Origin of the sequence: Dialister sp. (assembly GCF_051885895.1) — a bacterium.
Classification (GTDB): Bacteria; Bacillota; Negativicutes; order Veillonellales; family Dialisteraceae; genus Dialister.
The window spans coordinates 1-10797 of sequence record NZ_JBJEXP010000006.1; the positions used below are offsets into that span (position 1 = coordinate 1).

Annotated in this window: 8 protein-coding genes and 1 pseudogene; 5 read left to right on the forward strand and 4 right to left on the reverse strand. The window is 46.3% G+C overall.

Annotation, left to right across the window (positions count from 1 at the left end; all coding sequences use genetic code 11):
* Positions 1–71: 71 nt before the first annotated feature.
* From ACI4N7_RS00455 to ACI4N7_RS00465, 3 genes are all read left to right on the forward strand, one after another.
* Positions 72–1238, forward strand: a complete 1167-nt coding sequence (locus tag ACI4N7_RS00455; protein WP_439731400.1) for an adenosylcobinamide amidohydrolase — start codon at positions 72–74, stop codon at positions 1236–1238.
* A 252-nt stretch (positions 1239–1490) separates the two neighbouring features.
* The gene (locus ACI4N7_RS00460; RefSeq protein ID WP_439731401.1) at positions 1491–2453 is read left to right on the forward strand and encodes an ABC transporter substrate-binding protein; all 963 of its coding nucleotides are present in this window, start codon (positions 1491–1493) and stop codon (positions 2451–2453) included.
* Positions 2454–2772: 319 nt separating this feature from the next.
* Positions 2773–4113 carry an anaerobic C4-dicarboxylate transporter gene (locus tag ACI4N7_RS00465; protein ID WP_439731402.1) on the forward strand — a complete coding sequence of 447 codons (1341 nt, stop codon included), beginning with the start codon at positions 2773–2775 and terminating at the stop codon, positions 4111–4113.
* 104 nt (positions 4114–4217) lie between these two features.
* On the opposite strand, the gene ACI4N7_RS00470 is transcribed toward ACI4N7_RS00465, so the two are convergent.
* Both ACI4N7_RS00470 and ACI4N7_RS00475 read right to left on the reverse strand, forming a co-directional pair.
* Positions 4218–5534, reverse strand: a complete 1317-nt coding sequence (locus ACI4N7_RS00470; RefSeq protein ID WP_439731403.1) for a nitrogenase component 1 — start codon at positions 5532–5534, stop codon at positions 4218–4220.
* Positions 5524–6813, reverse strand: a complete 1290-nt coding sequence (locus tag ACI4N7_RS00475) for a nitrogenase component 1 (RefSeq protein WP_439731404.1) — start codon at positions 6811–6813, stop codon at positions 5524–5526. The genes ACI4N7_RS00470 and ACI4N7_RS00475 overlap by 11 nt, the downstream gene beginning before the upstream one ends.
* Positions 6814–7060: 247 nt before the next feature.
* Here ACI4N7_RS00475 and ACI4N7_RS00480 point away from each other — a divergent pair, with 247 nt between their 5' ends.
* Positions 7061–7975, forward strand: a complete 915-nt coding sequence (locus ACI4N7_RS00480) for an ABC transporter substrate-binding protein (RefSeq protein ID WP_439731405.1) — start codon at positions 7061–7063, stop codon at positions 7973–7975.
* Positions 7976–8216: 241 nt separating this feature from the next.
* On the opposite strand, the gene ACI4N7_RS00485 is transcribed toward ACI4N7_RS00480, so the two are convergent.
* Together ACI4N7_RS00485 and ACI4N7_RS00490 are read right to left on the reverse strand one after the other, a co-directional pair.
* The gene (locus ACI4N7_RS00485; RefSeq protein WP_439731406.1) at positions 8217–9359 is read right to left on the reverse strand and encodes an ABC transporter ATP-binding protein; all 1143 of its coding nucleotides are present in this window, start codon (positions 9357–9359) and stop codon (positions 8217–8219) included.
* Positions 9359–10399, reverse strand: coding sequence for a FecCD family ABC transporter permease (locus tag ACI4N7_RS00490; RefSeq protein WP_439731407.1), 1041 nt, complete (start codon positions 10397–10399; stop codon positions 9359–9361). The genes ACI4N7_RS00485 and ACI4N7_RS00490 overlap by 1 nt, the downstream gene beginning before the upstream one ends.
* Positions 10400–10535: 136 nt before the next feature.
* Here ACI4N7_RS00490 and ACI4N7_RS00495 point away from each other — a divergent pair.
* A pseudogene (locus tag ACI4N7_RS00495) lies at positions 10536–10797 on the forward strand (TonB-dependent receptor plug domain-containing protein); the annotation flags it as partial.

A 10797-nucleotide genomic window follows, 5' to 3' on the forward strand; every position in this document is an offset into this window, starting at 1 on the left:
TTCCTTGACAGCAATAAAATAATATGGTTAATATTAATATAAAATTATTAAAATATTATAGGAGGGAAAGCATGAGATTATGTACCATATCTACCGGTGACAGGGTGTACCGTTATGAAAAGAGTATTGTGGCTTTTTTTGCAGGAAAAAGGAAAGTGTTGAGCACCTCTGTATATAATGGCGGCTATCATGAAAATTACCGGGCTGTTTTTAATCATGATGCCAAGACAGGAGCAGGAATGCCTTGTGAAAAGCTGGCACCTACATATACGGAACATATGCGTATTGTTGCGGAAAGGCTGGGACTGAATCCGGACGAAACTACGGGTATGGGGACGGCAGCAGATATGGAAAATGCAGTGGTGGAATCCCTGTCCTATAAGGAGCTCACCGTTACGGCGGTGGTCACAGGCGGTATTGAAACCAATGGAGGAAGAGCTGGAGATCCGGCAGACTACTATGCACCTCTGGAAAAACCGGACAGGCCGGGAACAATTAATATCATGCTGTTTCTGGATTCTGATATGCCTGCAGGGACTCTGGCCAGGGCCCTTGTTACCTGCACGGAAGCTAAAACGGCAGCAATTCAGGAATTAATGGAAGGAAGTCATTATTCCAATGGACTGGCTACCGGTTCGGGTACGGATCAGACGATTATTGTAGCCAATGCGGAGAGTTCTCTGTATCTGGAAGGTGCAGGAAAGCATAGTAAAATGGGCGAATTAATCGGGCGGGTAGTGAAGAATGCGGTCAAGCGTGCACTGGGGAAACAGAGCGGCCTTACGCCGGTACGCCAGCATGATGTATTTCGCCGGCTCAAACGCTTTGGCGTTACACCGGAAAGTTTATGGACTCTGTACCGAAAGGGAAAGGAGACAGAGTTCATGATTAAGCCGGAATTCCTCAACCAGATGGAAATTCTTGGCAGAGATAATTTTATGGTTACCTGGACGGTTCTTCTGATTCATGGCATAGATGAATGCCTATGGGGGCTTTTGTCGAAGGAAGAAACGGGAGAGGCGGCAGAAGATATCATGAACAGAATCGTACATCATTACCGGGGCACTGCAGCTTTTTCCTTACCGCTGGCGAAAAAAACTCCCGAAGATCTGATTGAGGCCTGGAAGCATATGTTTCTTTTTATTATAGAAAACAAGTCGGCCGATGACGAATCGTTACAGCCGGATGACAATCACAGCATCGAATCGCTTTCGTCTTCAGGATTAGGGAAGCACTGATTAATTCGTAGAATCGAATTTCATGTGCATTTTTATCCAATGCTACGTCATAAGTCTCCTTAAATAGCTTGCTATTCGCGTCGACTGATTCCTTGCATTGAATAAAAATGCAAGAATGAAATCCGATAACGATTTCATCAGCGCTTCCCTAGAAAAACACTGAGTGAGTCATCGCTTCCTTAGAAAATGTGGATTTCTTTATTCATGGTGTTTGGGTGTTAGTTTTTGTAAAACAGGTGATGGGAGAGAAAGATGAAAGTCAAACTTATGTTGGAGATAGGGATAGCCTGTCTTTTACTATCAGGCACTCTGGCAGGATGTCGATATACAGCGGCATCTTTATATCAGGGACCGGAAAAGCAGGTGTCTGATTCCAGGGGAAGAACGGTACCGGTTCCGGTTCATCCCGAGAGGATCGTTTCTATCGGAGTCAGCACGGATGATATTCTGATACCGGTTGTAGGAACGGAACGCATAGCAGCTATTTCAGGCCTTCCTCCCAATCTTCCGAAGGAAAGTAAAAAAATTAAAGGCCGTGTGACGGACTCTCCGGAATCGGTGATTGCCTGCTCGCCGGATCTTGTTATTGTTCCGGACTGGAAGTCCGCTGACTACACTGATGAAATACGGGCTGTAGGCATTCCTGTTTTTGAATATCATACACCTTCTGATGCGGAAGGGATGATCCGGCTGATTGATCTGTTGGGTGATGTGGTGAACGAGAAGCAAAAAGCGAAGGCTTTGGCGGACAGAACTTCTGATCGTCTGAAAAAACTGGATGATTTTGTTTCTGCAATACCGGAGCATCAGAGAAAGACGGCAGTACTGTATACGGTCAATGGACTTTCCGGCGGACAAGGAAGCAGTTTTGAATCTCTCTGCAGGAGAGCAGGGCTGGAAGATGGTGCTGCTTCCTGGGGAATAGCAGCGGCAGCAGGAGGAAACAGGGAAGCTATGGTGAATATTAATCCTGATATTATTTTTCTTCCCAGCGATGACTATACACAGGACCAAAAGGGAAATGCGGATGAAAAAAGAAAAGAAATATTGGAGGACCCTTCCTATCAGGGAATTAAGGCAGTCAGGAATCAGGCCATTTATATAGTAGATGCCAAGTGGATCATGAGCTATTCGGAATTCATGGTAAGCGCTATGGAAACAATGGCGAAAGATGCATACGGTTATAAGGTTCCGCAGGAGGCTTCATCATACTGAAAAGCAGGGAGTGTTTTCCTGCAGATTCACTATTGAAATAGCGGGCAGTTCCTGTGCTGTAACATTCCGCAGGGAGAGAAGAGTGTACTTCCTGTTTTGGTATATTGTATATTTATATTGACTTCTGATTTCTCAGTTCTTCTCAAAAAGAAGGACTGAGCTTTTTGTTTTATAAAAAGCTATATTACATGATATTTACTCATAAAATAACTTAGAATCTATATATAATTGATATTTGATATTTAAATAATTATAAGTTATATTTATTTTATGCTAATTTTTAAATAATTATTTTCTTATTTATTCAGGAGGCTGTTTTATGGAAATTTTACTTGGCTTTTTTGTCCTTCTGGCCTGTCTCTTCCTGGGAATCAGGCATGGAGGTATTGGCCTTGCAGCAATCAGCGGCATAGGCCTTTTGATTTATACCTTTCTATTTCACTATAATCCCGGACAACCGCCTATCAGTGTTATGCTCACCATTCTGGCAGTTGTCACCTGTGCGGGATTTCTTCAGACTTCCGGCGGCCTTACGGTCATGCTGAAGTATGCGGAAAAATTTTTGAGAAATAATCCAAAGCACATTACTCTGTGGGCGCCGATAACCACATGGCTTCTGACGGTTCTCTGCGGTACTGGCCATGTAGTATATACCATGTTCCCTATTATTTATGATATTTCCATTAAACAGAACATACGCCCGGAACGGCCGATGGCTGTTTCCTCTGTTGCTTCCCAGATGGGAGTTTCTGCTTCTCCGGTTTCTGTGGCGGTCGTTTCTATTGTCGGATTTATGGCGGCAGCGGGATATCACTACAGCCTTCTACAGATTCTGGCGGTTTCTATTCCTGCCACCTTTATCGGTGTGGTATGTGCAGCCCTGATCAGCTACAGGCGCGGAAAGGATTTATCGGAGGATCCCCAGTTTCAGGCTATGCTTAAGGACCCGGAACAGAAGGAGTATATTTTTGGCGAGAATGAATCCCTTCAGGGGAAAAAGCTGCCTTCTGCTTATTATCGGGCTGCTGCTATTTTCCTTTTGGGGATTGTTATCATCGCGGTTCTTGGAAATTTTCCTGATCTTATGCCCCATTTTGCCGATGCCAAAGGAAAGGTTAAGGCTCTTTCCATGACCACGGTGATTCAGATCATTATGCTCACTGTTTCGGCAGTGATTCTTTTTCTTTGCAGGGTCAAGGCGAAGGAAGTAGGAAACAGCCAGGTATTCCGTGCAGGGATTGTGGCCCTGGTTTCCGTCTACGGTGTGGCATGGATGGCAGATACCTATTTTGGTGCGCATATAGCCGAGCTGAAGACGTTCCTTGGCTCTGCAGTCCAGATGTATCCATGGGCCTATGCGCTTATTCTTTTCTTTACTTCCAAGCTGGTGAATTCCCAGGGAGCTGCTGTTGCGATTATTATGCCTATGGCTCTTTCCGTAGGTATGGATCCAGTTATGGTTCTTGCTTTTATTCCTGCCTGCTATGGTTACTTTTTCCTTCCGACCTATCCTTCCGATCTGGCTTGTATCGGATTTGACAGAAGCGGCACTACACATATCGGAAAATTTATTTTGAATCACAGCTTCATGCTTCCGGGACTGACCGGCGTTATCTGTGCCTGCATGGCAGGCTTTGTGATTGCCCATATATTGTACTGAATGTGAGAAAGCTGTGAAGATAAGGGAAATCCTTTCTTCACAGCTTTTTTAATTTGATAAAATGCAAATGATTTTTATAACTGCGGCACTGGAAAACTTTGCTTTTACTGTGACTCCGGTTTGGTTCGGTTCATATAAGCCAGGGTATATATTTCTCTGAAGATATCTGAGAGGAAGAAAAGCCATCCCCTGAGGCCGGCATAGCATTTCGAGGGAACGGAGAGGTTGATGGCGGGAGAAAGAAGATTGACGTAAACAGCCCTTTGATAATGGCCGATTTCTCCACGGGTAAAGGTATTGCCCAATACCAGAATGGGGCCTTCCTCCGGCAGGGAAAGGGGCATGCCTTCTTTCCAGAGAAAAACATTGTCTCTATCAGGGCGAGATTGAATAAGACTTTTTTCTTTTTCTGCTTTTTCCTTTCGAGGTGTTCCTTCCATACGCAGATACAGGCAGCCTGTATCCGGATATTCGTCCATAAGGGCAGGGAGAAGTCCTCTGGCGGTACCTTCCGTAAGATTGGCAAAAATTATGACAGAAGACAGGTCCCGGTTGTTGATTTTAAGACGGGATAAAGCTGCATCGACCTGCTCTTTCTCTTCGGCTGCTTCTTTTTCAAGAGCTGCCATGTCTGGCTCTATTTGGAGAGCCCGAGCTACAGATCTGACCCAGGCAAGCGTACCATCCAGCCCGCAGGGCATATGGGAAAGAAGAAAATTCATGCCATATTTTTCCTTTAACTGGCGGGCAGCAGCTTCACCCAGCTCAGGGCAGAGGACAATATTTAAAGAGGCCTTTCGGAAATGAGCCAGATCATCCAGACGTGTGTCTTCAGCACCAAGGCAGATTCCGATCCGTATGCCTGCCAGGGAGAGAATCCGTTTGATCTCTGTAAGATCTCCCCTGTGATTCGGATACGCACTGCACCAGCCGATGATGTTTACCGTCCTTGGATTTCTGGTCATTCTGGGAAAGGACAGCGTATCAATGAATTTTTCAAGAGCTCTCCGATAGCCGGTATAAAATTCACCTCGCAGGCCGCCGCTGTCTAAAACGGCCAAAGGACATTTCATTCCTGCGGAAAGGCAGATGCCGTTCAGGTCATCACCGATTAAACTGGCTGAGCAGCTGGTCAGGATGCCCAGAAAGGAAGGTGTCATTTCTCCTTTCAGTTCCTCCAGGGCGGCCAGTAGATTTTCACCGGTGCCATAGAGAAGATCCTTTTCCTGAAGTTCAGAACAGAATATCCGCTTTTCATACTTTTTATCAATGCTCGCCATTTCAGAAGCGGCAATGGAAGCACACCATCTGGGACCATTGATCAGGACGGCACTGTCTTTTATGGAAAGGAAAAAACAGGTGCTTCCCATCAGTTCACAAGCGGCCTGACAGGGGAGCCATGGGGTAAGATCAGTATTCATAAATGATTTTTCTCCCTTTCTCGACAACGGCTTCTCTGGCCTTAAGAAGGAAACGCTTAACGCCTGCCGTTCCGACAGACTGAATGGATAGGTTAAGCTGTTTTCCTATTCCGGGCAGAAGAGTGGTAGTCAGAATGAAACTGCATTGAGGTGCCAGCCTGTATGCCCAGGCCTCTCCATCATAGAAAGGAATATCCTTTAAAAAGGAAAGCGCCTGCGCCTGCTTTTCCTTTTCCTGCGCAGTCATGTCGTTGTGCCATATGATGGCATCAGGAATCATGCCTGCTGCGGCCAGGGCATGAATGTGGGGAAGAGGATTGTAGAAACGGCTGGGGAAGCCGATGACAAAGACGTAGTGCTTACCTTTAAGGCAGGATACATTTTTCTGCATCCAGACAGTGAGGCTTTCTTTTTCTTCTTTTACCAGCTGCTCGGCTTTTGCCTCTTCACCCATCAAATGGCCCAGTTCTTTTATGAAATAAAAAGTGCCATCCAGGCCGATAGGATAATTCCCACCATAAAAACGAGCCTTATAGGCTTGCGCCATTTCCTTCCCCACGTCCAGAAGCAGGTCAAAATGGTCAAGGCTGATGCCTGTGGGCATGATGAGATCAGCATCGGCTATTTGCGAAAAATCGTTCATAGTCATGACATTCGGCGGAAAAAGAATCCGTTCAAAGCCAAAAGCGGAGAGGAGACGCCTGATCTCCTTTACATTTTCTCTTCCGCCCAGTCCCGGATTTTCACCGAGAATAACAGCTGTACGGGGGTGGCCGGCTCTTTTGGGCCTGGGTGGGGCAAAGCGGGTAAGAAGACTTTTTAATACGGCAATATGAGTTTGGAGATAATGGCCGCTCATAAATCCGGCACCGGGAATGACAATAATCGGTTTGCCGCTGCTCCTTTCCACTTCGGCGGCTACAGCCTGGACATCATCCCCGATGACTCCCGCCGTACAGCCGCTGGTAAGAAGAACGTACCTGACCCAGGAAAGGGAGGTAACGTCTTCCAAACAGTGCCGCAGCAGGGCTTCTCCGCCGAATATGGCTTCCCTGTCAGTAATGGAGGTGACAAACAGATTATTTCTTTCAGGCATGGGAATTTCCGGCGCACGGATAAAGGAACGGCGTCGGATGCTCCAGTAGCCGCTTAAGGCAAGATGAGAACAGGCCCGGGGTGTATGAAAGACCACGGCTGCATCAGGATTGCAGGAAACGGCATAGTAAACACTGCCCAGATTGCAGAAGACTTCTTTTTTCCTTTCAGATTGCCGCAGCATGGATTCTCCTTTCTGCCGTAAGCATGCATACCTCCATTAAAAAGTTTTGCTAAATGCAAATTAAATTCAAATTATTTACAAATAAATTATTGTTAATTTATAATATATCACAGGACATCTAAAAGGAAAAGCATGGCAGGAAAAGAGGTATCTTATGAAAGTTTGCAGGAAATGGTTTTCGGTGAGAAGATTCTGTCTGGGAATCCTTTGTCTTTTCATGCTCTGTCTGCTGCCGGCAGGATGTGGATTGCCGGCCTTTCAGAGAGACCGGCCGGATACAGGAACAGGCTATACCGTGGTTGATGCCCAGGGGACGGAGATATACATTCCTCACAAACCGAAGCGTATACTGGCTGGGAATTTGTCCTATGATACCATGCTTCTGGGACTGACTACGGCAGATCATCTGGCAGCGGTGAATCAATTGGACAGGGATCCCATGTCTTCCTTTATTGCAGAAGATGCAAAGAGCGTGAAAATGACAGTAAGGAGCCTGACCGGCCTGCCGCTGGAAACGGTGATGAAGTCCCGGCCCGATGTCATCATTGTGCCGGATTGGACAAGCCGGAATGATATAGATATGTTCAGAAGTCTGGGATATCCGGTGGTTGTGGGGAAAGGGCCTAATTCCATGGAGGATGTACGGCAGGACATTCTTCTTATGGGAAAAGTACTTGGAGAAGAAGAAAGAAGCAGAAAAGTCATTGCAGAAATGGACAGACAAATGGAGGAAATCGATGCTGTCATGAACGAGAGAAAGGAAGACTGGCCGGTGGGACTTCTGGTATCACAAATGACTTCCTGGGGTGGTCCGGGGTCTATTTTTGACGAGCTCACTACAAAAGCCAGAGTGAAGAACGGGATTGCAGAAGCAGGTCTGATAAACGGACAGGAATTGACGAAAGAGTCTGTTCTCAAGGCGGATCCTGATTTCTTTCTCGTTTCTGCCTATCCGAATGGAAATATGTCTTCCTTTCAGAAAGAGTGGTTTCACGACCCGGCTCTGCAGCATATGAAGGGAATCCATCGTATCGTGCCTCTGCCTAACCGGTATTTATACTGTGCATCCCAGAATATGCCCTATGCGATAAAAGCGGTAGCAAATGCCGGCTACGGGCCTGTATTTGACTTGAGTGATGAACATCTGATTCGGGGATACTAAGGAGATACCGATTCATTCATAGAGTCTGCCTTTAATGTTATCCATAAAATGCATTAAATAGCTCATTATCCCATTGCCGGCTTGCAAAAATTTAATAATAAAATCAGTGAGTGATTGTTTCGGTTCCTTTGTTTTGGAAATACTGGCCGGGTTCAATCAGTGAATTCGTGATTTTCTACTGCTTTTCAGAAATACTTTATGATAAAAACGTGATAACCTGCTGCAGGTCATCACGTTTTTATCATAAAGTTCCTTCTTCTATGGCTTTTGCTACGGATGAAAAAGAGGTAGGAAGGCTGTTTACCAGAATCAGGTCAGAATATATTTTAGCTGTGATCTTTTTCCCTTTTAGAAAATTTTCTTCTTCTGAGGACAGGCCATAGGCCAGTATGAGAGAATGACTATCCAGGACAGAGGCTGTTTCTGCCGGGGACTGCAGAAATGGAATATGAAAGTCGGAAGCAGCTTCCCGGGCCAGCGAAAAGGGAGGCAGATAGCCGCAGGAGAAGCGAAAACCTGATGTATAAAGAAGACGAATGAGGGTGCAGGTCTCCAGTCCATAGCCCAATACAAGAATTGAATCAGCACTTTCCGGTTTTTCTTTGGGAAGATAAGTGTAGATAGATAAATCTCCTGATACTCGGTCAGTGTAGACAATAGAGTCGAGACCAAAGAAATCTTTCAGATTTTTTTCAGTAAGAACGGATTGAGGGGATCCTTCACACCGAATTCGTCCCCGCGACAGCAGCACCAGACGGCTGCACCATTTGGCCGCCATGGTGAGGTCGTGGCAGATCATGACCACGGTCCTGCCCTGAGAGGCCAGGTGACGGCAGAGCCTGAAAATTTCTTCCTGGTAGAGAAGGTCAAGTGCAGCCGTGGGTTCATCCAGAAAGATTACAGGCGTTTCCTGGGCGAGAATCTTAGCCAGAAGGACCCGCTGCTTTTCTCCTCCTGATACCACCTGGATAGGTTTGTCTGCCAGGTGGAGTACACCGGTAAACTGCATAGCTCTTTCTACTTTCTCTTTATCCCGACGATTTTCCTTCTGCCACCATTTGAGATAAGGATAACGGGCAGCCATCACGATTTCCCGACAGGTATAGCCGAAGGGAACATGGAATTCCTGGGGCATGAACGCACAGATCCGGGCAATTTCCTTCTCACCCATAGATGACTCTTCTCTGGAAAAAAAGCGGACAGCTCCTGTTTCTCTTTTGATCAGATTTCTCACTGCTTTTAAAAATGTACTCTTTCCAGAACCATTAGGTCCGATGATTCCAATAAATTCTCCGGCCCTGGCAGAAAGGGAACACTGACTGATAATCTCATGCTGTCCGATTTTGACAGAAATATCTTCTGCTTCAAAAATATAGGGTTCCATCAGGCAAGACCTCCCTGTTTACGCATACGGCGGATAAGGATCAGGAAATATGGAGCTCCCAGGAGAGCAGTCATGATACCCACTCTGATTTCAATGGGAGGAGCGATGATACGGCCCAGGGTATCGCAGAGGAGCAGGAAAACCGCCCCTGTAAGAGCCGAACAGGGGATAAGAAGACGGTGATCCGGTCCTATGGTGAGGCGGGTTATATGGGGGACGATGAGACCGACAAATCCAATCATGCCGCTGACACAGACAGCAGATGCCGTAATCAGGGAAGCACCAAATAGAAAAATCAGCCGGTACAGCATGATATTCATTCCCATGGAACGAGCCTCATCCTCACCCAGGGAAAGAACATTCAAATGCCGTCCCAAAAGAGAGAGCACAGTGATACCGGCAAGGACAGGGCCGGCGGCCAGAGCCACGTGCTCCCAGCGCCGGTAATCCAGTCCACCCACCATCCAGAAGAGAAATTCACGCAGGCGGTATTCATTCATAAAAGTCAGAAGACCGTTTGTCAGGGCACCCAGCAGAATGCTGATGGCTACACCGGCCAAAAGGAGGCTCATGGGTGGAATCTTTCCATCATGCAGTGTAAGACCTACAGCGCAGAGAACAGCGGCAGCAGCACCTAACAGAGCAAAGGCAGGCATGTAATACATAGATAAAGATGTAAAACCGAAAAAAATACAGATTACGGCACCGAAAGAAGAACCGGATGATACACCGATAATGCCGGGATCAGCCAGTGGATTAGAAAAGACGCCCTGCATGACGGCACCGGCGGCAGCCAGTGCTGCTCCGGAAAGCAGGGCTACCAGAATCCTGGGCATGCGAATGTACCAGAAAACAGCAGCCTGCTCGGGCGTCAGGGGACTGCCGGCAGTAGAAATACCAAGAACTCCGGCTGCATCATGAATGACCGAAGAAACCGGGACCGGGATCTGGCCGGCATGAAGGGAAAACAAAGAAATTACAAGCAGCAGGATGCCCATACCTGCGATGAATAGAATTCGTCCGCGTACAGAATGTACCATACATCTACTCCTTACTAAAATTACCTATTGACTATACAACAGGTATATACTTTAAACTTTACTTAACCAAACGTTAAATTATTTATATAATAGTTTAATGTGTAGAAAATGTAAAGCGGATTGGGAGGAATTGTGTATGAACGGAATGAAAAAGAAATGGCTGGGGGCATCCTTAACGGCTCTGGTTGTGGCTTCGCTGAATTTTTCAGGGGGAGTAGAAGCTGCAGATACATCGGATGATCAGGTATACACATTAAATCCGGTGGTTGTTACTGCTACCAGAACTCCGGTAAAACTGAATAAAGCTCCGGCGAATATCAGTGTAGTAACAGGGAAAGAAATTGCTGAGAAGCATTATACTGATATGTCACAGGTACTTAGAGATGTTTCCAATGTAT

Coding starts and splice junctions, on each gene's coding strand:
- ACI4N7_RS00475 (WP_439731404.1), bottom strand. CDS start 6,813: ATGCTGCGGCAATCTGAAAGGAAAAAAGAAGTCTTCTGCAATCTGGGC.
- ACI4N7_RS00470 (WP_439731403.1), bottom strand. CDS start 5,534: ATGAATACTGATCTTACCCCATGGCTCCCCTGTCAGGCCGCTTGTGAA.
- ACI4N7_RS00460 (WP_439731401.1), top strand. CDS start 1,491: ATGAAAGTCAAACTTATGTTGGAGATAGGGATAGCCTGTCTTTTACTA.
- ACI4N7_RS00490 (WP_439731407.1), bottom strand. CDS start 10,399: ATGGTACATTCTGTACGCGGACGAATTCTATTCATCGCAGGTATGGGC.
- ACI4N7_RS00465 (WP_439731402.1), top strand. CDS start 2,773: ATGGAAATTTTACTTGGCTTTTTTGTCCTTCTGGCCTGTCTCTTCCTG.
- ACI4N7_RS00485 (WP_439731406.1), bottom strand. CDS start 9,359: ATGGAACCCTATATTTTTGAAGCAGAAGATATTTCTGTCAAAATCGGA.
- ACI4N7_RS00455 (WP_439731400.1), top strand. CDS start 72: ATGAGATTATGTACCATATCTACCGGTGACAGGGTGTACCGTTATGAA.